This is a genomic window from Seonamhaeicola sp. ML3 (genome assembly GCF_023273855.1).
Lineage (GTDB): Bacteria > Bacteroidota > Bacteroidia > Flavobacteriales > Flavobacteriaceae > Seonamhaeicola.
In genome coordinates this window covers 187778-208257 of record NZ_CP096884.1, presented here as the reverse complement: position 1 = coordinate 208257, position 20480 = coordinate 187778, and the positions used below count along the sequence as shown (strand labels likewise).

23 protein-coding genes are annotated in these 20480 nt (G+C 31.7%); 9 read left to right on the top strand and 14 right to left on the bottom strand.

Features of this window, described 5'->3' with window-relative positions; translation table 11 throughout:
* Nucleotides 1-49: 49 nt before the first annotated feature.
* From M0214_RS00975 to M0214_RS00945, 7 genes are all read right to left on the bottom strand, one after another.
* Nucleotides 50-706: a DUF1361 domain-containing protein gene (locus M0214_RS00975; RefSeq protein ID WP_248723611.1), complete on the bottom strand. Its 657-nt coding sequence runs from the start codon at nucleotides 704-706 to the stop codon at nucleotides 50-52.
* Nucleotides 699-1073: a DUF2809 domain-containing protein gene (locus M0214_RS00970; RefSeq protein ID WP_248723610.1), complete on the bottom strand. Its 375-nt coding sequence runs from the start codon at nucleotides 1071-1073 to the stop codon at nucleotides 699-701. The genes M0214_RS00975 and M0214_RS00970 overlap by 8 nt, the downstream gene beginning before the upstream one ends.
* Nucleotides 1070-1699: a vancomycin high temperature exclusion protein gene (locus M0214_RS00965; RefSeq protein WP_248723609.1), complete on the bottom strand. Its 630-nt coding sequence runs from the start codon at nucleotides 1697-1699 to the stop codon at nucleotides 1070-1072. Before M0214_RS00965 ends, M0214_RS00970 begins: the two co-directional genes overlap by 4 nt.
* Nucleotides 1700-1781: 82 nt before the next feature.
* Complete coding sequence (locus M0214_RS00960; RefSeq protein WP_248723608.1) at nucleotides 1782-2072, bottom strand: hypothetical protein; 291 nt, start codon at nucleotides 2070-2072, stop codon at nucleotides 1782-1784.
* Nucleotides 2073-3455, bottom strand: coding sequence for a DUF4153 domain-containing protein (locus M0214_RS00955; protein ID WP_248723607.1), 1383 nt, complete (start codon nucleotides 3453-3455; stop codon nucleotides 2073-2075).
* Nucleotides 3456-3505: 50 nt separating this feature from the next.
* Nucleotides 3506-3802 carry a transcriptional regulator gene (locus M0214_RS00950; protein WP_248723606.1) on the bottom strand — a complete coding sequence of 99 codons (297 nt, stop codon included), beginning with the start codon at nucleotides 3800-3802 and terminating at the stop codon, nucleotides 3506-3508.
* Between the two features lie 274 nt (nucleotides 3803-4076).
* Nucleotides 4077-4685 (bottom strand): hypothetical protein, encoded by a 609-nt coding sequence (locus M0214_RS00945; protein ID WP_248723605.1) that lies wholly within the window; start codon nucleotides 4683-4685, stop codon nucleotides 4077-4079.
* Between the two features lie 96 nt (nucleotides 4686-4781).
* Between M0214_RS00945 and M0214_RS00940 the strand changes: the two genes are divergently transcribed.
* Nucleotides 4782-5159, top strand: a complete 378-nt coding sequence (locus tag M0214_RS00940; protein WP_248723604.1) for a DUF1801 domain-containing protein — start codon at nucleotides 4782-4784, stop codon at nucleotides 5157-5159.
* 2 nt (nucleotides 5160-5161) lie between these two features.
* Here the strand turns inward: M0214_RS00940 and M0214_RS00935 are convergent, their stop codons facing one another.
* The gene (locus M0214_RS00935) at nucleotides 5162-6004 is read right to left on the bottom strand and encodes a hypothetical protein (RefSeq protein ID WP_248723603.1); all 843 of its coding nucleotides are present in this window, start codon (nucleotides 6002-6004) and stop codon (nucleotides 5162-5164) included.
* A 72-nt stretch (nucleotides 6005-6076) separates the two neighbouring features.
* Nucleotides 6077-6895, bottom strand: a complete 819-nt coding sequence (gene kdsA / locus M0214_RS00930) for a 3-deoxy-8-phosphooctulonate synthase (RefSeq protein WP_248723602.1) — start codon at nucleotides 6893-6895, stop codon at nucleotides 6077-6079.
* Between the two features lie 91 nt (nucleotides 6896-6986).
* On the opposite strand from kdsA, the gene typA reads away from it, so the two are divergent.
* The 6 genes from typA (at nucleotide 6987) to M0214_RS00895 (ending at nucleotide 14395) form a co-directional block, all read left to right on the top strand.
* Nucleotides 6987-8786 carry a translational GTPase TypA gene (gene typA / locus M0214_RS00925; RefSeq protein ID WP_248723601.1) on the top strand — a complete coding sequence of 600 codons (1800 nt, stop codon included), beginning with the start codon at nucleotides 6987-6989 and terminating at the stop codon, nucleotides 8784-8786.
* Nucleotides 8787-9137: 351 nt separating this feature from the next.
* Nucleotides 9138-10436, top strand: coding sequence for an O-antigen translocase (locus tag M0214_RS00915; RefSeq protein WP_248723599.1), 1299 nt, complete (start codon nucleotides 9138-9140; stop codon nucleotides 10434-10436).
* 21 nt (nucleotides 10437-10457) lie between these two features.
* Nucleotides 10458-11432, top strand: coding sequence for a GNAT family N-acetyltransferase (locus M0214_RS00910; RefSeq protein WP_248723598.1), 975 nt, complete (start codon nucleotides 10458-10460; stop codon nucleotides 11430-11432).
* Complete coding sequence (locus tag M0214_RS00905) at nucleotides 11429-12532, top strand: DegT/DnrJ/EryC1/StrS aminotransferase family protein (RefSeq protein WP_248723597.1); 1104 nt, start codon at nucleotides 11429-11431, stop codon at nucleotides 12530-12532. The genes M0214_RS00910 and M0214_RS00905 overlap by 4 nt, the downstream gene beginning before the upstream one ends.
* A 7-nt stretch (nucleotides 12533-12539) precedes the next feature.
* Complete coding sequence (locus M0214_RS00900; protein WP_248723596.1) at nucleotides 12540-13820, top strand: O-antigen translocase; 1281 nt, start codon at nucleotides 12540-12542, stop codon at nucleotides 13818-13820.
* A 56-nt stretch (nucleotides 13821-13876) separates the two neighbouring features.
* Entirely contained in the window at nucleotides 13877-14395 is a 519-nt protein-coding gene (locus tag M0214_RS00895; protein WP_248723595.1) for an acyltransferase, read from the top strand.
* Between the two features lie 2 nt (nucleotides 14396-14397).
* Here M0214_RS00895 and M0214_RS00890 read toward each other — a convergent pair whose 3' ends face one another.
* Nucleotides 14398-15546 carry a glycosyltransferase gene (locus M0214_RS00890; protein WP_248723594.1) on the bottom strand — a complete coding sequence of 383 codons (1149 nt, stop codon included), beginning with the start codon at nucleotides 15544-15546 and terminating at the stop codon, nucleotides 14398-14400.
* A 35-nt stretch (nucleotides 15547-15581) separates the two neighbouring features.
* On the opposite strand from M0214_RS00890, the gene M0214_RS00885 reads away from it, so the two are divergent.
* A complete protein-coding gene (locus M0214_RS00885) occupies nucleotides 15582-16427 on the top strand; it encodes a glycosyltransferase family 2 protein (RefSeq protein WP_248723593.1) in 846 nt (281 codons plus the stop codon).
* Between the two features lie 19 nt (nucleotides 16428-16446).
* Complete coding sequence (locus tag M0214_RS00880) at nucleotides 16447-16869, top strand: FdtA/QdtA family cupin domain-containing protein (protein WP_248723592.1); 423 nt, start codon at nucleotides 16447-16449, stop codon at nucleotides 16867-16869.
* On the opposite strand, the gene M0214_RS00875 is transcribed toward M0214_RS00880, so the two are convergent.
* The 4 genes from M0214_RS00875 to M0214_RS00860 form a co-directional block, all read right to left on the bottom strand.
* The gene (locus tag M0214_RS00875) at nucleotides 16831-17766 is read right to left on the bottom strand and encodes a glycosyltransferase family 2 protein (RefSeq protein ID WP_248723591.1); all 936 of its coding nucleotides are present in this window, start codon (nucleotides 17764-17766) and stop codon (nucleotides 16831-16833) included. The two genes, M0214_RS00880 and M0214_RS00875, sit on opposite strands and share 39 nt — an antisense overlap.
* Nucleotides 17766-18659, bottom strand: coding sequence for a glycosyltransferase (locus M0214_RS00870; protein ID WP_248723590.1), 894 nt, complete (start codon nucleotides 18657-18659; stop codon nucleotides 17766-17768). Before M0214_RS00870 ends, M0214_RS00875 begins: the two co-directional genes overlap by 1 nt.
* A 182-nt stretch (nucleotides 18660-18841) precedes the next feature.
* Nucleotides 18842-19810 (bottom strand): class I SAM-dependent methyltransferase, encoded by a 969-nt coding sequence (locus tag M0214_RS00865; RefSeq protein ID WP_248723589.1) that lies wholly within the window; start codon nucleotides 19808-19810, stop codon nucleotides 18842-18844.
* Entirely contained in the window at nucleotides 19807-20376 is a 570-nt protein-coding gene (locus tag M0214_RS00860; RefSeq protein WP_248723588.1) for a class I SAM-dependent methyltransferase, read from the bottom strand. Before M0214_RS00860 ends, M0214_RS00865 begins: the two co-directional genes overlap by 4 nt.
* Nucleotides 20377-20480 lie beyond the last annotated feature (104 nt).

The following is a 20480-nucleotide window of genomic DNA, read 5'->3' as shown; positions in this document are numbered from 1 at the left end:
AATAAAAAACCACCAAAAAGCACTTTGGTGGTTTTTTTCTTTTTAAATATTATTTAGATGAAATAACCTTGAAAAGATAAAACCCAACCATTAAAAAGGTTCCATATAATAGTGTGAATAACCAAGCTTCAGAATATTGACCTGGGTAGAATATAATTTCTAAAATATCACTAAATAGAGAAATAGGGTCTTGAACTATTTCCCATGAGTTGTATCTCAAAAACCTTCCTAAGTAAACGCCAAAGCCACAAAGGAAAATAATAATCGTGATTAAAGAATTCACATATTTTAGTTTTATCCTTTTCACAAGACAATTTTTCATATCTAGAATCGAAATAAAGAAAAGCATAAGACCAACCATGGCAAAGGAACCAACCACAAGAATATCTAACCATAATAGATGAGAATCACTTCTTTTTAAATGCAAAAGGTCTGTTATAATATAAGGGGCATTAGGTAAAAAAAGCAGCCATACACCAAACCAACTAATTAGCTCAAATTTATTAAGCTTGGGGAGACTTGCCAAATAGCTCGTAATGGCAAAGGGTATGACTGCCAGAAACAAATTCCAAACCAAAAACAAGTAAAAAAAGGAATGTGTTAGCTTCATTCTAATCATTAACAGCACCATGCTGAAAACTATAGAAACAGTTAATAAGGCAAATGTTTTAAACTGGTTGTTAATGAGTTGTTTTATGTTATTCATTGGAAAATAATTTTATGTCTGTAATTACAATTATTACTACACCTAAAGTGTAGGCTATAAGATCTGTTGCTTGAAAGGTCGTTCCAAGAGCTATCCTTACTATTTTATTTTGAACATTGAAATAATCAAGAACATTTAAAAACTGAATGAGTTCCAGGGTAAAAGCAAAAATTAATACATAAATGCCTAGCTTTATTGGGTTCACTTTAAGAAAACTTCTAAAAAAAGAGAAAACTAAAATTGTTGCTAAAACATCTCCCAATGTATGTCTAACAAAGCCTGTTTTTATATAGATGGCGATTAGTATTTCTGTTATTAAAATTAGAAGTGTTAAAACTAAATATGTTCTATTGAATTGATTTGTCATGAAATCTCAATTTTTTTACCTAAAAATTTTGGTTGAATATTAAACAATAAATCCAGTGAAGCTTTTGTTCTTGCAAGATACTCTCGCAACCTTGTTTTTGTTCCGTAACGCCCTTTAATGTCTTTAGCATTATATGCAATGGCTTTAATGTTTTTATATTTTGCTAGATACAAGGCGCGTTCGTTATGGAACTTCTGGGAGATGATTGTTAAGGATGTTTGACCAAATATTTCTTTAGCTCTAATTACAGAATCTAGAGTTCTAAAACCTGCGTAATCTAGATATATTTTATCTTCGGGAATTCCTCGCTCAATTAAGTCGTTTTTAAAATCGGTAGGTTCGTCATAATCTTTTCGGCTGTTGTCACCACTTACCAAAATGTAATCTATCTTACCAGATTTGTATAGTGTAATGGCTGCCTCTAGTCTATATAAATAATAAAGGTTAATTCTACCATTTGCGGTAAGTTTTCCAGCCCCTAAAACCAATCCTACTTTGTTCTTAGGAATTGAGTGTACGTTATCATAAATCAAGTTTTTTGCCTGAATGCTTATCCATGCGTTTATTGATGTTATTAGCAACAAAGCAAAAAGAAAAAACTGTATGGTTCTTTTTAAGTATTTCATATTTGAGATGGTTTTTCGTTATCCTTTGCTAACCAAACCCAAGATTGTAATGATGTAAAGAAAGCAGAAACCCAAAAGCAAGTTAAATCGCTGCTCCACAACAGCCCATAAAAACATAAACAAAAAACAACAATGGCATAAACGGGAAAAAAGTGTTTAAAAATTTTTTTTCTGTTTTTCTTGGTTTTCCTTCATACCAAAAGAATGGTGCTATAGTTAAGGTTACCGTTATCGCACAACAAATACAAATTGGAACCATTGATAGTAGGAGGTATAAAAACATTTCGGGTTCATAAACCTTACTAAAAATGATTAACCAAAAGATTACAGTTGCAAGTAATGTGGCTTTTCCGATGGTATTCCCAATTCTCATTTATCTGTTTATTTTTAGATTATCGTATGTAAACTCCTGCCAGTTATTTTCATTTAATGTCTTTAAGTAGTCATGGTATTTAATAGCCACTTGTCTTTTCCTGTCACCTATTAAATTATTGTCATCGCTATATTTTTTCAATAAAAGCGTGTTGTTATTAGAAAGATTCACGAGGTATTTAAAATCCATAGATTTAGTATGGTATAAATTGTAATAAGTAATGTGTTTATCCCAATTTATGGTACACGAAATGATTAAAATTGTAAAGGCTATAAGCGAGTTAATCCTAAATAGATACCAGAAATTCTTTATTTTATTGACTTTAATTGCTGTAGTTGAAAGGCCGATTATAGTGAGTAAAAGATATACTAAGACCCCAATTCTCTTATAGGTAAACCCGAAGTAGTAGATATATTGACAATCTTTAATAACAGTATTTATAACAAGGATACTGTTTAGTATGATCCAAGTGTAAGCCAGTCGTTTTAAGTTTTGGTTTCCTTTAAAAAAGTTAAGGTTTCCACGGAAGAAATACAGAATGATTACAATAGCGATAATTATTGAGGCAATTAATGCATTAATACCACTGTGTACCTGACTTGAAAACTCAGAAGCTCTTAATTCTCTGGTTGAAAGCAAAAAGGAGAAGTCCGTAATAAGGAAAAACACGATAAGTAGGTTAAGTATAGATATTAAAACCACACCAAGCTGATTTTCTTTTGCGGTAGAGTCATTAGAAAAAGAGTCCTTTGGCATTAAGATATTATCGGTTTTTACATCTAGTTCGGTTGCGGGGTTAACGGGTATTGGTTCTGAGATATTATACAGAAAATAATAACCTAATGCAGTAAATAAAATCCATTGCATATTGATAAAACTAAAGTCTATTTTGTTAATTAAATTTTCAAAAACTGGATTTCCATTCTTGTAAAGTGCAATGAATATGACGGTTATTATTAGAGGGATTCCAATGATTTTTAACCAATGCAGATAATCGATTTTCTTTTTGAGTTTTACTTTTTCTTCTTCATCCATAACATTGAAGTTTTTATGGAAAAAAGCTGCAATACATGTATAAAATCCGTTTAACCAATTAACGTATATAGAAGAATCTTTTTCAGAAACATGACCCACCAAAGTAATGAAGGTAACTATGTTTGCAATTAATGATAAGGTGGAATTGAAAATGAAAAAACTAATAGATGTTATTAAATAAACGGCACTAAAAGCTATGGTGCTTTTCCGATTAAATGCATTCTGATTGTAGATAACTAGAACAGAAATGACTACAAGACTAAATATACTTAAGTTTAATCCAAGTCCTTGACTGTAGAACATCGTACTGAATGCTATTGAACCGATTAGTAAAGCTGTTTTCTTCATGATTTATGGTTTTAAAGTACTTTGTATTTCAAAGTATAATGGTAAAAAAATTATTTTTGCTTGTTTATTATTGCTTCCAATGCTTCAATGTGTTTCTTAAAGGCCGCTCTCCCCATTTTGGTAGTAGAGTAGCGTGTATTTGGTTTTCTACCAATAAATTGTTTTTCTATTTTAATATACTCTGCTTTTTCTAATGCTTTTGTATGGCTTGCCAAATTACCATCGGTGGCGCCTAAAAGTTCTTTAAGTGTATTAAAATCGGCATATTCGTTAACCATTAAAATAGACATGATACCCAGCCTTATCCTATGGTCAAACAGTTTATTTATGTTGGTAATTATGCTCATATTATTTCCTAAGAAAGAAGGAGTTTATCTTTTTATGGTTTTCAGAATATAATAATAACGTAAAAATAATTGCATTAATAAAATAGTAGAGAACACTGGCACCTAGAACAAATGAAAAAATTAGGGTTGGAATTATAGCTAAAAAATAAAATTTCAACCTAAAAGTGTACCTCTGAAATATTTTTAAAGTCAGGTATGATAATATTGTTGGAATTGAAAAAAACACAATTTGACTACCAATAACATAAAGTAAATAATAAATATAATCCATGAATTATTTTCTATCATATTTAAAATGCATCCAAGTACCGTAGATAATGTGCATAATACCAAAGCCAATTACCCATAACCAGAACCCGTAACCAGGTTCCCAAGCTCCAATTAATCCCAATGTAATTTGAATATAACCCAAATACCTTATGTCTCCAATACTATATTTTGAAGCGTTAACTAACGCTAATCCATAAAAAATAAGCATAAGACCACCAGATTGTCCATATTTACCCTGACTTAAAATTATAAGGATATACAGTCCACCGACAACTAAAGGAATTAAAAAATTAAAAACCAAACGTCTAGAGGTGTTATCCCAAATTTTCGCCCCGTTATTTTTAGCTTTTTTAGTAGTTAACAAAATACCAGTAGCAACACTAAAAAAACCAACTAAGGCAAGTGTGAGAAGACATGACTCAAAAACCCACCCATCTAAAATTAAAACACCATTGCTATAAGTTGTAACCAACCAATAGGCAATAAAAGCTCCAATTAAAGCATAAGAGCCAGCCAAAACTCCAGACAGACCACTTAAGGAAATAAAACGAGAGGACTTATTCATTAAATCCTTTATTTCGCTGATGTCTTTTAGATAATCTTTAGATTCCATATAAAAGTACTTTGAAATACAAAGTAAATGAATATTTCTGAAAACAGCATCATAAATTTTTGTTAAGTTTGAATACCAATAAATTTTATTCTAAAGTTGAAACCTGTAGACGAATACTTCTTCAATCAAAAAGAGCCTTATCAATCCATTATGCTTTATGTGAGAAGCATCGTTTTAAGAACGCTTCCTGATATTACAGAACGCTACAGTTACCGTATTCCATTTTATAATATTGAAAAAAAGCCCATGTTGTATTTAAATATTTTAAAAGGAAAGGATTATGTAGATGTCGCTTTTGTTCATGGCGTATTTTTGGAAAAAGTCTTTCCTATTTTAAAAAATGATAATAATAGAAAACAAGTGCGTTCCCTTCAGCTAAAATCTCTAGAGGATCTAGACCAAGAAAATTTTGAGCATCTATTGTTGGCTGCAGCCAAGATTGTTAGGGAAAGTAAACGGCCTTGGCATATATAAATTTAGTTGAAAAGATTAAATCTTGCTCCAAATACCAAAACTCTTTGAAAAAAGAAAAAATGATGCTTGGCTCTGTCACTATTACGATTTGTTGTCTTACTGTTAAACATATTTATATATCCACCTTTTAGTTCTCCTTGAGCAAAAAAGTGTTTTAAAAATGTAATATTAAGTCCTAGGTTGGTAGATAGCCCGAATCCAGAGACATGGTAATTGTCACTGTTGGGTCGGTCGAGTAATGTAGCATCTGTTCTTGGGAAAATAATACCAGAGCCAACACCAATAACAGAGCTAAAATAGATTTTATCAGGATTGGTTTTAATAAACTTCATATTATCAAACCTATTGAGTTCAATATTTACATAGTTTAAGCCGTCTGTATATTCATATTCCAAAAAGCCTTCTTCAATGGTTATGGGCTGGTTTAAATAAGTACCATCGTAAGCGCTATTATCGCTAATGCTGCCATTAATTATTACAGTTTGGGGACTGTTAACAACGTATTTCATATGGTCGAAACCAATAGAAATGCTGTAGGTTTCATTAAGAAAATACCCAAGTTTAAAATTTGTTTGAGGCACGGTTATTCTAAATGGATTAAGATGACTTTTAAAACCGAAGTTTTCTTCAGGCTCATCACTAGCAACGACATCTTTTAATACAAAATCATGATCTGGACCAGAAAATGCAATATCGCTTTTTGAGTAATTGGCTCTATTCCAACCCCAACTTAAATAAAATTTGCCTTTTTTATTAGGAAAAGTAGTCTGTTTAGATTTTTCTTGAGCCAAAGAAAAAACACTTAAAAACAAACTGAAAAAAAATATTTTAAACTTTATGGGCATAGAAATAATAACTATTTTCAAAATTATAAGGGAGAGAGGCTATTAATTCTAAAAGTCTACAGATTGGTAACTTTATAGATTGTTAATGGTTTTTCTTATGGATACTAAATTACTCAAAAGGTTTTGCAGATTATCCAAATGTAACATATTCGCCCCATCGCTTTTGGCATTGGCAGGGTCATAATGAGTTTCGATAAATAGGCCATCAACATTGTTTACAACACCAGCACGGGCAATCGTTTCAATCATGTCTGGTCTGCCACCGGTAACACCAGCGCTTTGGTTGGGTTGTTGTAAGGAATGTGTAACATCTAAAACGGTTGGTGCATATTGCCTCATGGTTGGGATGCCTCTAAAATCAACAATCATATCTTGGTAACCAAACATGGTGCCACGGTCTGTTATCCATGCTTTATCACTACCAGAATCCTTTACCTTTTGTACAGCATGTTTCATGGCTTCGGGACTCATAAACTGCCCTTTTTTTAAGTTTACAACTTTACCTGTTTTTGCTGCAGCTACTACCAAATCGGTTTGACGTACCAAAAAAGCAGGAATCTGTAAAACATCAACATATTGTGCTGCAAGTTCAGCATCAGAAACTTCGTGAATATCGGTAACTGTTGGAACATCAAAAGTATCAGAAACCTTTTTTAGAATCTTCAACGCCTTTTCATCTCCAATTCCTGTAAAACTATCAATTCTACTTCGGTTAGCCTTTTTAAAGCTGCCTTTAAAAACATAAGGAATTTCCAATTTATCGGTTATCGAAATCACTTTTTCAGCAATCCTCAGTGCCATATCTTCACCTTCAATGGCACATGGTCCACATAGCAGGAAAAAGTTGTTGGAATTGGTATGTTTTAGTTTTGGGATTTCTTGAAGATTCATAAAGCTATCATTTACTAAATAAAGCTGTAAAGATAATGTTTTATGTACATAAATAAACGTAACTTTGCACGCTTAAATTAAGGAGCTCGGTATGGACACAATTAAAAATATTGCTATTATAGCCCACGTTGACCACGGAAAAACAACCTTGGTTGATAAAATCATGTATCATTGTCAGTTATTTCGTGAAAACGAGAACACAGGAGATTTAATCCTTGATAATAATGACTTAGAAAGAGAGCGTGGAATTACGATAACTTCTAAAAACGTTTCGGTTACTTATAAAGGGACTAAAATTAATATTATTGATACGCCTGGTCACGCCGATTTTGGAGGAGAAGTTGAGCGTGTACTTAATATGGCAGATGGTGTTTTATTATTAGTAGATGCTTTTGAAGGACCGATGCCGCAAACTCGTTTCGTGTTACAAAAAGCCATTGATTTAGGTCTAAAACCATGTGTGGTAGTTAATAAAGTCGATAAGGAAAATTGTACGCCAGATGAGGTTCATGAAAAAGTATTCGACTTAATGTTTGAGCTTGGAGCAGAGGAGTGGCAATTAGATTTCCCAACGGTTTATGGTTCGGCCAAAAACAATTGGATGAGCGAAGATTGGCAAAAGCAAACCGAAAATATTGAGCCTTTGTTAGATATGGTAATTGAGCATATTCCCGAACCGAAAATTGAAGTGGGAACAACTCAAATGCTAATAACTTCCTTAGATTTCTCTTCTTTTACAGGAAGAATTGCTATTGGACGTTTAACTAGAGGAGAGCTGAAGGTAAATCAGAATATTTCTTTAGTAAAAAGAGATGGTAGTGTTGTGAAATCCAGAATTAAGGAACTTCATGTTTTTGAAGGTTTAGGAAGAAAGAAAGTTGAAGAAGTTCAAGCTGGAGATATTTGTGCTATTGTTGGACTTGAAGGTTTCGAGATTGGAGATACTGTAGCTGATTTTGAAGCCCCAGAAGGGTTAAAAACTATAGCGATAGATGAACCTACAATGAGTATGTTATTCACTATTAATGATTCGCCTTTCTTCGGAAAAGATGGAAAATATGTAACATCGCGTCACATTAAAGACCGTTTAACTAAAGAGCTAGAAAAGAACTTAGCGTTACGAGTAGAAGATACCGATAGTGCCGATAAATTCATGGTGTTTGGTCGTGGTGTATTGCACCTCTCTGTGTTGATAGAAACCATGCGTAGAGAAGGGTATGAGTTGCAGATTGGTCAGCCGCAAGTTATAATCAAAGAGATTGATGGTGTAAAATGCGAGCCGGTTGAGGAAATGACTATTGACTTACCAGAAGAAGTTTCTGGAAAAGCCATTGAAATGGTGACCATGAGAAAAGGTGAAATGTTGAGCATGGAAGCCAAAGGAGATCGTATGGTATGTGAGTTTATAGTGCCATCGAGAGGTATTATTGGTCTTAGAAATCAGTTATTGACTGCAACCGCAGGAGAAGCTATAATGGCGCATAGGTTCAAGGAGTTTCAACCGGTAAAAGGTGGTATTCCAGAACGTCAGAACGGTAGTTTGGTATCTATGGAAAATGGTACTGCTATTCCTTATTCCATTGATAAACTTCAAGAGCGCGGTAAGTTCTTTATCGATCCAGGAGAAGATATTTATGAAGGTCAGGTAATTGGTGAAAACTCTCGTGGTGATGACATGACGGTTAATGTTACGAAGACCAAAAAATTATCGAACGTACGTTCTGCAGGAGCAGATGATAAAGCTAAAATTGTTCCAGCAATTAAGTTTTCTCTTGAAGAAGCTTTAGAGTACATACAAAAGGATGAATACGTAGAGGTAACACCTAATCACCTAAGATTAAGAAAAATTCTTCTCAAAGAAGTAGAGCGCAAAAGAAATAAAGCCATTTAATGGAACTTTTTGGTATTTCATTAGTTGAATGGGTTGGCTATGCAGCTATGGCTACAGTACTGTTATCCTTTCTAATGAAATCTATCGTTACACTCAGGTTGGTAAACGCCATTGGGTGTTTACTGTTTATTGTTTATGGTTTTTTGCTCAGCCCACTGTCAAAACCAATCATTTTGACCAATACTGCAATACTGTTTATTAATTTCTATTATTTGTTGAAAAGAACCAAATAAAGAAATTGTGGTGCACTTTATCTATAAAAGCTATTATGTAAGTTTAAACGTATATTGATTTTGTATATTTGGTTTCATTGTTTAATCAGGGATAGTTAGCGTAGAAATTCAGCAGTAATTGAGAAATTTAATTGATTATATAAACAAGCATGTTCTAGTTAAAATAGCGTCGTTACAAATAGCTTCTGTAATAACAAGAATAATAGCTGGTTTATTAACGTCAAAAGCTATTGCGGTTTTTATTGGAGCAGAAGGACTAGCTTTAATTGGTAACTTTCAGAATTTTGTAAACTCTTTTCAATCAATCTCTATTCTGGGGTTTTACAAAGGGGCTGTCAATCATATTTCAAAAGCCAAAGACAATATATTAGAACTTGGAAAAACACTTTCCACAATTTTCTATGCTGGTTTTTTTTCAACAGTTTTGGTCTCTGTAGTCTGTTATTTCAATGCAGAACTCATTAAAGATATTATATTTCCGAGTTATAATAATTATACACTAGCGATTAAAGTTTTCGCAATAGTACTTCCTTTTTATGCTTTAAACATGTTTTCCTTTTCAATAATGAATGGGTTTTCTAAGTATAAAATATTGATAATTATCAATATCATCGGACAGATTTTAAGTGTTTCCGTGGCATTGCTACTTATATACCAAGAGGAGTTAAAAGGAGCATTAATATCTGTAGCCATTGCAGAGTCTTTAATATTCTTAATCACTTTGGTAGGTATAATAAACAGGAAAAGTATGGTGCCTTTGTTGAAAGCAAGCAGCTTTAGTTTTCCCTTTCTAAGGAAAATGGGAAAGTATTCTATAATGGCTCTATTTTCAGCAGTAATTTTACCTCTGGTTGCGATAGCCATTCGATCTTATATTATTGAAAACATAGGATACAAAGATGCTGGTTTTTGGGAAGCTATGACCAGGATTTCTAAGTACTATTTAATGTTCGTAACCTCTTTAATGACACTTTATATTCTTCCTAGATTTATAGAGATAAAAACAACAAAAGCGTTTAAAGAAGAAGTTTTTGGTTTTTATAAAACGGTACTTCCTTTTTTAATTTTAGGGTTTGCGGTGATTTATTTTCTTAGGAATATTGTAGTTTCGGTAGTGTTTACAGAAGAGTTTGAACCTGTAGAAGGACTGTTTTTATGGCAGTTATTAGGTGATTTTATTAAGGTGCTTTCCATGGTAATTGCTTATCAGTTTATTGCAAAAAAGATGTTTTGGCACTATATCTTAACAGAGGCCACACTCATAGTTCTTCTATATTTCAGCAGTGTATATTTTATCGAATATTTTGATGGTGTAAAAGGTGCTGTATTCGCTCATTTTATTAGTTATTTAATATATTACGCTATTATTTTGACTATTTTTGGAAGGTCTCTCTTTAGCTCTGGAAGAAAGGCATAGTTTAACTATTTGTTTTTATTCATGCAGGATTATAAAATTATTAGATATTCTTCGGAGTATTTCCAGGAATGGAATGATTTTATTTTGAAAGCTAAAAACGGCACATTCTTATTTCACAGAAATTTTATTGAGTATCATAAAGATCGTTTCCAGGACTTTTCTTTGATGATTTTTAAGGACAAAAAATTATTAGCTGTTTTACCAGCTAATATAGTAGGTGATACTATATATTCTCACCAGGGTTTAAGTTATGGCGGTCTTGTTTTTAAAAATGAATTAAAACTGAATAAGATTATCGAAATATTCGAAAGTTTATTAAGGTTTTTATTTGAAAAAAAAATACCTCATTTAGAATTAAAAACCTTGCCGAGTATTTATTCTAAGACGCCCAATGACGAGATAACCTATTTAATGTTTTTGTTGAAAGCTAAATTGACAAAACAAGAATCACTTTCAGTAATAAACCTAAACCATTCTTTAAAAATTGATGCCAACAGAATGGAAGGATTCAGGAGAGGGAATAAAAGTAACTTGAAGATAAAGGAAGACGACAGTTTACGTCTTTTTTGGGAGTCTATTTTAATTCCTAATCTACTAAATAAGCATTCTGTAAAGCCTGTACATACTCTAGATGAAATAAGAATGTTAAAAGATATGTTTCCTGAAAACATTAAACAATTTAACGTTTTTCATGAAGGTGATATAGTTGCAGGAACTACATTGTTCATTACAGATAACACAGTTAAGGCCCAATATATTTCTGGTAATTCAAAAAACAATACATTAGGAAGTATCGATTATTTATTTGTTAATCTGTTAGATAGGTTTAAGGATAATGTGTTTTTCGATTTAGGCTCTTCTAACCTGAGTGATGGAATGCAAATAAACAAAGGTCTACAATATTGGAAGGAAGGTTTAGGAGCTAGAACGATTGTTCAAAATTTTTATAAAATTGAAGTTGAAAATTATGCGTTATTAGGTAACGTGCTTGTATGATAAAGTTTTTAGATTTACATAAACTAAATAGTCGTTTTGAAACAGAATTACAATTAAAGTTTCAGGACTTTCTCAATTCGGGCTATTATGTGTTGGGAAATGAAGTGAGCGCCTTTGAAGAAGAATATGCCAATTATTGTGGAACTAAATATTGTATTGGGGTTAGTTCCGGTTTAGATGCACTTCATTTAATTTTAGAAAGTTATAAACTGTTGGGTTTACTATCTGATGGAGATGAAATAATAGTCCCTGCCAATACCTACATAGCTACAGTTTTGGCCGTTAGTCATAAAGGGTTGAAACCTATTTTAGTTGAACCAGATCCAAAGACTTTTAATATTAACCCCAACGAAATAGAGAAAGCCATAACCGCAAAGACAAAAGCCATTTTGGGTGTGCACTTATATGGAAGACTATATGAGGTTGAGGCTTTGAAGAAGATTGCTAAAGATAATGGGTTATTGCTTATTGAGGATGCAGCCCAAGCCCATGGAGCTGTTAATCAAGATGGGTTAAAAGCAGGGAATGTATCAGATGCGGCTGCTTTTAGTTTTTATCCTACAAAGAATTTAGGAGCTCTAGGCGAAGCAGGAGCTATAACTACCAACAATAAAGAATTAGCAGATATCGCTATTAAACTTCGTAATTATGGAAGAGCTTCAACTTACAAAAATGATTACAAAGGCTTTAATTGTCGATTAGATGAAATACAGGCCGCTTTTTTACGGGTTAAACTAAAATGGCTAGACAGAGATAATGATAAGAGACTACAAATAGCAAAAACATACTTAAAAGGCATCAATAATAAAAGTATAGTATTGCCAGAGGGTGATATTAATAAGCAACATGTTTATCATCAATTTATTATAAGGAGTAAAAAAAGAGATATGCTTAAAGAATATCTTCTAAAAAATGTTGTGGAAACAACAATTCATTATCCAATACCAATTCACAAACAAAACGCTTTTGAGGAGTTGGGAAATTTAAGTTTCCCAATTACGGAAGTAATTCACAAAGAAGTTCTTAGTATACCTATTAATCCTGTATTATCTTCCGAAGATGTTGAAAAAATTATTAGTTTAATAAATAGGTTCTCATAATAACTAAGTGGATTTTAAAGAAAGGTTTAAACAAAATTTACTTTTAAAGATTACATCTTTAAACGCTGTGGTAATCTGTATCAGGCTGGTAATATCACTTGTTGTTCAAAGAATACTTGCTGTTAGTGTTGGTGAAATAGGTATAGCCAAGATAGGGCAGTTAAGAAACCTAGTTCAAATTACTACCAGTACCTCTTCGATGGGTATATTTAATGGCGTTGTAAAATATGTGGCACAATGGCGAGAAGAGCATGATAAATTACAAAAGCTTTTTACTACAACTTTTGTATTTGTTTTTATTGGCTCCATTCTAACATCCATAATAATTTTCTTCTTAGCATCAAATATTTCAATCTTATTATTCGCTTCTTCGAAATATACCTTGGTGATAAAAATATTGGCTTTGTTACCACCTGTAATTGGCGTCAATAGAATCTTTCAAGCTATAATAAATGGTTTGTCCGAATATAAAAAGTTCGCTAAAATTGACTTAATCTCATACATTATATCTGCATTAAGTCTTCTAGTCTTGCTTAATTTTTATGGGTTAAAAGGTGTTTTTTATTCAATTATACTAACTCCAATAATTCAATTTTTTATAATAATACTAGTTTTTGGAAGTACTTTAAAAAAATTTTTAGAACGCAAGCATATAAAGTTTAAAGTGCCTATGGCTAAAGAACTTTTGGCTTTCACTTTAATGTCTTTTGTCTCTACTGGACTCTTGAATTATATTGAGCTAGATATTAGGACTATAATTACCAATAAAATCAATATAAACGAAGCTGGTTATTGGACCGCAATGAATTTCATTTCAAAAAATTACATGGTATTTTCCTCTGGTCTGTTCACTTTATATGTGATTCCTAAATTTGCTAGGATAGGTGAAGAAAAATTTTTTTTCAAAGAGGTAGTATCGATATACAAAACAATTTTGCCACTTTTTGGAGTGGGAATGCTTTTGGTATATTTATTTAGAGCACAAATTGTAGCTGTGGTTTATCCCAATTTTCATGGATTGCCTCAATTGTTTAAATGGCAATTGTTAGGTGATTTTATTAGGTTGGCCTCACTGGTTATGGCGCATCAGTTTTTAGCAAAAAAAATGGTTAAAAGCTTTGTGTTTACAGAATTGATTTCTTTGTCGCTATTCTATTTTTTATCTATAAAATTTGTGGGTGTTTATGGTACAGAAGGTGTAGTTATAGCACATTTTATTAGAAATCTTATTATTTTAGTAATTGTTAGTTATTTGATTAAAAGTTATTTTAGAAGGAGTAAAAATTAATTCAAGGACAGGTGTTAAAAAATATTGTTTCAAAGTTGTTTTTATTTAAAAGGAAGATGGTTTACTCTTTTTTTTCAAACAACAAAAAAATTACCGGGTCTTTTGTTTCAAATCAGCCTGTTGTTATTAAGGGACTAGGTGATGTTGTTTTTGGCTCTAATGTTAACTTTGGAGTCGTTGATTCTCCTTTTTTTTTAAATAGCTATGCTTATTTAGAGGCTAGAACCAAACACTCGGTGTTGTCCTTTGGCAATAATATCCATATCAATAATGGTTTTTCTGTTATTTCTGAAAAGAAAATTGTTATTAATGATAACGTACTAATTGGGGTAAACTGTCAGATTATGGATAGTGTTTTTCATAATCTTGATGCAGAAAAAAGATTAGAAACAGATCCAAAACCAGAAGAGGTCGTTATTGGGGAAAATGTTTTTATAGGAAACAATGTAACGATTTTAAAAGGTGTTAATATTGGAGAGAATTCAGTTGTTGCTAATGGAGCTATAGTAACGAAATCTTTTCCCAAAAATGTAGTTATTGCTGGTGTCCCAGCCAAAATAATTAGGGATTTATAAATTTAGGCTTTGGTTTGTGCCCATGTTTCAAGATATTTAGAGGCTATATCTTTATAATGGTGCTCTTTTTCGATAAATGCTCTGGCTTCTTTAGAAATTTCAACAATCTTTTTGGGGTTTAGAATTAGCCATTCAAGTTTTTTTACGATATGCTCGGTATCAGGAAGGGCGTTAATGGCAACTGTATCTTCTTTTAATCCATAATAATCAAGCCATTCTTGTTCAGCGCCAGTAAATACAACTTTGCCCTTTGCCATAGCCTCCAGAGCATTGTATCCTTGATCATAAGCATATACTTGGTCTAAGAGTATGTGGCATTCTTCGTATAGTTTAATGTAATCTTGATATGGTATATCTCTAGATGATGTGATTTTTACTTTTTCATGGTACTTTTTATCTATAATTTTCAAAGCCTCTTCAAAATAAACGTTTCCCTTCTTAGTATAATTTAAGCTGTTAATACCATGAAAAATAATGATTCTATCGTTTATATTAGGTCCAGACCACTTAAGTGAATCGGTATTGATCGGATTTGGAATTAGGCCTAAATATTTGGGATGTCCTTTTAGCGGAATATGGTAATCGATATCTGAAGCAATAACGCCTTCTATATTATTAAAAATATAAGAGTGTAATCTGTAATAAGGTTTTGTTGTGTATTTTAGGATTTGGTTTAATTGTTTTCTGAATTTCGAATTATTTTCAAAAGGTGTTAAGATAGAATATTTAAAACCTTCATTTCTTGCATAAGAAACACTGGTATAATCTGTTCCACAAGATAGTAAGAACAATTTTTCATTCTGTTTTTTTAGTTTACCAATAAACCATTTTTCCGTTTTAGTAGAAGCTCTTGTACTATTTTCGTTTACTAATTGCACAATATCAAAATCCTTTAACTTTGGGGTAATAAAATAAAGACGAAGCGCTATTTCAATTTTTAATAAATCTATCTTAAGAAGTTTGTAAATACCCTTTACTATAAAATGTAAAATTGAAAATTTCTCTATTAAGGTAGAAATTTCCAAATCTGCGGGATACCCTTTAAAGCCATCTCCAGAGGAAACTATAACAACATCATGCCCTTTTTCAATGAGTCCTTCCTTTAAGGAGTTATGAAGCCTGCTATACTCACCAACTAATAAAACTTTCATTTTATTTAATACATTTGTTTCAAATATAGTTTTAAATGGGTAATGATAGAAGGAATATTAAAAGTATTGAAATACTTATTTCTACTATGAACAGAACATCGTTATCGTTTCTTGATAAAATGTTTTCTCAAACAGATTATTCTAATCTTGACATTTTAATAGTAAATCAAACAGACAAGAATAGACTTTTAACGTCAAGTTTTGATAATATTCGTGTTATTAATTCTTATGATAAAGGACTCGCAAGAAGTAGGAATGTAGCCTTAAATAATGCTGAAAAAGACATTTGCCTGTTTGCAGATGATGATATTGTATATAAGGGAGATTTTATAAAGACCATCCAAGAGGCTTTTGCTAAGTATAATTCGGCTGACATTGTTACTTTTAAAATGGAAGATAATCAAGGGAGGCCGTACGATAATTATCCAAACATTGTATTACATAACAGAAGAACGTTAAGGACAGCAAACTCTGTTGTTATTGCAGTAAAAAGAGAGCCGGTTATTGGTAGTGGCGTTTATTTTAATGAGCATTTTGGATTAGGTTCTATTTTTGAAACTGCTGATGAGTATGTTTTTTTAAGAAGTGCAATTAAATCAAATTTGAAGTTGTATTTTCATCCTCATGTAATTTTAAGTCATCCATTTTATAGTTCAGGAAAATCTGTGTCTGAAGATAAAATTATTTTTGCTAGAAGTGCTGTTTTTTATAAGTACAATGGCATTTTAACTTACATTAAGTTAATTTGGCATTTATTCTTATTATTGAAAAATAGAGATTTAAGAGCTAGTGAAATACCACGGAAGTATTTTGTTGGACTCTCTGGTATTAATAAATATAGAAGTTTGGTAAAACAAGGTTTGGAAATTAGAAATAGCTAATATGGAAATGAAAAACACAATGAAATCTTATATTATAGAAATTCCAAAAATTGTTGATGAAAAGGGAAGGGGAAGTTTATCTGTAATAGAAAAAGAATGTATACCTTTTAAAATTAATCGTGTTTATTACTTATATGATGTTCCTAGTAGTGCCTATCGCGGTGGGCATGCCCATATAGAACAACTCGAATTTTTAGTGGCTGTTAGTGGTAGTTTCGATGTGATTTTAGATGATGGGAACACCAAAAAAAGCATTACATTAAATAAGCCTAATAAAGGTTTATTAATTTCAACAGGCACATGGAGGGAATTGGATAACTTTTCTTCGGGAGCAGTATGTCTTGTGCTTTCTTCGGGAGAGTTTGATGAAGAAGATTATATAAGGGAATACGAAGATTTTACATCATTTGTAAGCAGTAATGTAAACACCAAATTTGAGTAAGAATTTTTGAAAGTTCTTTACTAGTTTTATAAGCCAGAGGGGAGAGTTCAATATTAATTTTTGTTTGAAGTTTAAGTTTTTTGGATTAATCTCTCCTTTAAGTTTTTTGTATAAATCCCTATCCCTGTTTATTTTACATCTCAGGGCAACGGCATAGCGGTTTACGTCCAAATATTTTTTTAGGGAGTTGTTGGATTTCTCAAGATTGGTATAACTGTTTATAAAGTCATATCTAATTTGGTTATTCTCTTTTTTAGACAAACTATCCTCCACTTGGAAATTGTAAGTCATCGTTATCGTAGGGTTAAAACTTACCGGATAATTTAAAGCAAATCTATTCCATAAATCCAGGTCCTCAGCAATTTCAAGTTTTACATTAAATCCTCCAAGGGTGTCAAATTTTTTTTTCTCAAAGCAAACAGCAGAAGTCCATGCTATATTATTTACCGTACTGGCCTTAAAATAATCATCGATGATGATAGGTTTTTGTCCTAATTCCATATTGAAATTTGGATTGCGTACATTATCATTTACATAGCGTATCTGGTAGTTGTTGCAAAATAAAGCTGCGCTAGAATGTAACTTAATTTGTTTATGTAGTTCGTTTAAATGTATCTCAGACCAAATATCATCGGCATCTAAAAGCGCTATATATTTACCTCTGGAATTAGCAATACCAAGGTTTCTGGCACTAGCTGCACCTTTGTTCTTTTGTTTAATTATTTCAATTCTCTCATCTTTTATGTCCTTAACAATTTTTAAGCTATTGTCAGTACTTCCGTCATCTACTATTATAACCTCAAAATCCTGAAATGTTTGGCTTAAGGCACTGTTTAATGAGGAGCCAATATATTTTTCTTTATTAAATAGAGGGATGATAATTGAGAAGAAAGGCATTATTTTTTTGTGTTTAGGTAACAAAAATAACTAAGTCTAAATATATCAAAGAACCAAATAGAGGGGTGCTTAGAGGTTAATTGAAACCTAAAAAATGGTTTTAACAGCACATAGCAAAAAGCAATAGGGTAATTTATCTTTAAGCGCTTTATCTTTTCATAAATACGCAGGAATGTCACAAATTCATTCGATATAAGTTGTTTGTCGTATATGTATTTCAGGTTTTGTATCGATTTGTGTGTCTTGTCGAAAAACACGCTATTCAAATCTACATCACCGTGTTCAACAGGGTTGTCAATATGCTTGATTTTAGCTTCTATGTTCAACAAATGATAAGCAAAAAGAGTATCCTCGTGGCCATATTTGGTAATACTTTTTTCGAAACCAATTTTATTGAAGGTTTCTCTCCTAATTAAAGTATTATTGAATAAGGTGCATTTATAGGGATTTTTTTTTCTTTTTTTAGCGTCTGTATCTTCTCTGTACACACCATATTTCCATCGTAACCGTCTATTGGCGTCTGTTGATTTTGGGTGTTTTCTTCCTCCATAAATAACATCAGCATCCCACTCTTTAAGGGTCTGTATATACCTGTTTATAAAGTCAGGGCTTGGTATTATTGAGTCACCATCTATAAAAAGTAAATTTTCATAAGCGGATAGCTCAGCTAAATAATTTCTATTGTTACTTAGGCCAATATTTTTATCACTTTCAATAAATCTACAATGATCTAGATTATTAATCTGTTTATTTTCACTATTTATTTCAGATTGCGAACCATCATCAACACAAATTAATTCAAAGTTCACTTTGCATGCAATGGCCTGTTTGCATAGTTCATTTGCAAGAGAGAAAACACTGTAGTTATATGTTGGTATTAAAATGGATATCATTACTAAATAAACTTAAAATATAAAACTACTCTTTTTTAGTTGGAAGATTATCTTGTGTTCCCATTTCAAATTAGTTGTCTTTTTTTGATTAGCTGTAAAGTACTTAATTTGAATATTATTGATTAACAATCTAGTGAAATTTATTAGGCTACTATATGTGTTTTAATTAAAAGAATAATCTTTTATTTTTGATAGATACCAAAAATGAAATCACTATCGTTCGTAACCAGATAATCATCCTCTAATTCAAAGAGAGATTTCAATACCTTTTCTTTTTCAGTATCTAGTTCAATGAAATGATGTGAAATGTCTTTTAGTGTAGTCATTAGAATATTGCCTCCATAAGGGGCCTCGAATACTTTTTCAAAATTCTTATGTATAACAGGAATGATTCTTTCAGACTCAATACATTCAGATGGATCGGCTATTTTCATTCTTATAATACCAGAACCGAAAACCCTATTTTTATGAGCATTGAGCATAAAGCGTCTTCTGTATCTTTTTGGTATGATATTTAGAGCTTTATTTATAGCCTTAATTTGATGTTTAGGAAATTGAATTCTATTTGGTCCAACGTATTCGTCAATAATCAGAAGTCCGTTATCCTTTAATCCGTTTTTTACACGTTTACCAATTAGTTGGTCTACCTGTTTAAAGTGGTGTAATGAGGCTCTAAAATATACGATATCGAAGTAATTGTCGTCGAATACATAAGTGTTGGCATCTTGAATTATAAATTTTATGTTGTTGAATTGATTGGCATGAGCTTCTTTTTCGGCATTTTTTAAAAGGATATCTGAGATATCACAGCAAATAATCTCTTGGAAATTATTAAATGAGGCAAATTGTAATTCTGTAGCACAATTTCCGCTCCCAAGAGAAAGCATTCTTAAATTACTTTGATCTTTAAGGTGATTTGCCATTACAAAATTCACAAAATCAATATTCTCTTTTCCGGTAACCATTTTATTCCATCTTTTTCTTATTTCAGGAATAATCCACCAATTGGAAGAATTTATGTCTTTATGATTAAATGCTGTCTTAGCTCTTTTAATTTTACTGATTTTGAATTTTGAAGAGATAAAACCTAGGCCCCTTTGTTTTAATTTGGCATAAGTGTCAATAAAATCATCTAAGGTAATAATTCTCATTTTTTTGTAGCTATTAATATAGTTTCAGGAGACTTAAATCCATGATGCCAATCCATCTCATCCGATTTATGTTCTTTTATGATTACATTAAAACCCTGTTGTTCCAAACGTTTTTTTAATCCATCGGCTGAATAGATTCTAACATGATCCCATTGCCCAAAATTAATTTCTCGTTCTCTTGGGGATGTTATACTGTAATCCTCATAGATATCACCCTCTTTAAATGGAGTTTGGATGTATATTGCTCCATTTGGTTTTAAAACCCGATATAGTTCTTTTATGGCTTTTTTGTCTTCAACAATATGTTCTAAAATATGAAAGCAAATTATGGTATCGAATTTCTCGTCTGGTTGGTCGATATTGGTAATGTCGAACTTGTAATCAGCTAAAAATTCATTTTCAAAATCTGTAGCATAATAGTGAATGTTTTTGTCTTTTTTTAGTTTTCTAAATAGACTTCTAGAAGGTGAAAAATGAAGAATGTTACCATTAATTGAATTTTCAGTATTTAGTAGGTTCCATAACCGCCTATTTCTTGAAAGACTTCCACAAGATAGACATAACAAATCAGAATTTTTTAATGTAATGAACTTACGTAGTTTTTTGTTGCAGACATTGCACTGGTGTTTATTTCCCCAAAAAAAGATACTATAAAAATATCGAAAGAAGA

Bases quoted from the DNA above. Each gene is read 5' to 3' on its own strand.
- M0214_RS00875 (WP_248723591.1), bottom strand. From the start codon at position 17,766: ATGCCTTTCTTCTCAATTATCATCCCTCTATTTAATAAAGAAAAATAT.
- M0214_RS00970 (WP_248723610.1), bottom strand. From the start codon at position 1,073: ATGACAAATCAATTCAATAGAACATATTTAGTTTTAACACTTCTAATT.
- M0214_RS00885 (WP_248723593.1), top strand. From the start codon at position 15,582: ATGGGTAATGATAGAAGGAATATTAAAAGTATTGAAATACTTATTTCT.
- M0214_RS00905 (WP_248723597.1), top strand. From the start codon at position 11,429: ATGATAAAGTTTTTAGATTTACATAAACTAAATAGTCGTTTTGAAACA.
- M0214_RS00880 (WP_248723592.1), top strand. From the start codon at position 16,447: ATGAAATCTTATATTATAGAAATTCCAAAAATTGTTGATGAAAAGGGA.
- M0214_RS00965 (WP_248723609.1), bottom strand. From the start codon at position 1,699: ATGAAATACTTAAAAAGAACCATACAGTTTTTTCTTTTTGCTTTGTTG.
- M0214_RS00910 (WP_248723598.1), top strand. From the start codon at position 10,458: ATGCAGGATTATAAAATTATTAGATATTCTTCGGAGTATTTCCAGGAA.
- M0214_RS00935 (WP_248723603.1), bottom strand. From the start codon at position 6,004: ATGCCCATAAAGTTTAAAATATTTTTTTTCAGTTTGTTTTTAAGTGTT.
- M0214_RS00890 (WP_248723594.1), bottom strand. From the start codon at position 15,546: ATGAAAGTTTTATTAGTTGGTGAGTATAGCAGGCTTCATAACTCCTTA.
- M0214_RS00975 (WP_248723611.1), bottom strand. From the start codon at position 706: ATGAATAACATAAAACAACTCATTAACAACCAGTTTAAAACATTTGCC.
- M0214_RS00945 (WP_248723605.1), bottom strand. From the start codon at position 4,685: ATGGAATCTAAAGATTATCTAAAAGACATCAGCGAAATAAAGGATTTA.
- M0214_RS00895 (WP_248723595.1), top strand. From the start codon at position 13,877: ATGGTTTACTCTTTTTTTTCAAACAACAAAAAAATTACCGGGTCTTTT.
- kdsA (WP_248723602.1), bottom strand. From the start codon at position 6,895: ATGAATCTTCAAGAAATCCCAAAACTAAAACATACCAATTCCAACAAC.
- M0214_RS00950 (WP_248723606.1), bottom strand. From the start codon at position 3,802: ATGAGCATAATTACCAACATAAATAAACTGTTTGACCATAGGATAAGG.
- M0214_RS00955 (WP_248723607.1), bottom strand. From the start codon at position 3,455: ATGAAGAAAACAGCTTTACTAATCGGTTCAATAGCATTCAGTACGATG.
- M0214_RS00870 (WP_248723590.1), bottom strand. From the start codon at position 18,659: ATGATATCCATTTTAATACCAACATATAACTACAGTGTTTTCTCTCTT.
- M0214_RS00865 (WP_248723589.1), bottom strand. From the start codon at position 19,810: ATGAGAATTATTACCTTAGATGATTTTATTGACACTTATGCCAAATTA.
- typA (WP_248723601.1), top strand. From the start codon at position 6,987: ATGGACACAATTAAAAATATTGCTATTATAGCCCACGTTGACCACGGA.
- M0214_RS00960 (WP_248723608.1), bottom strand. From the start codon at position 2,072: ATGAGAATTGGGAATACCATCGGAAAAGCCACATTACTTGCAACTGTA.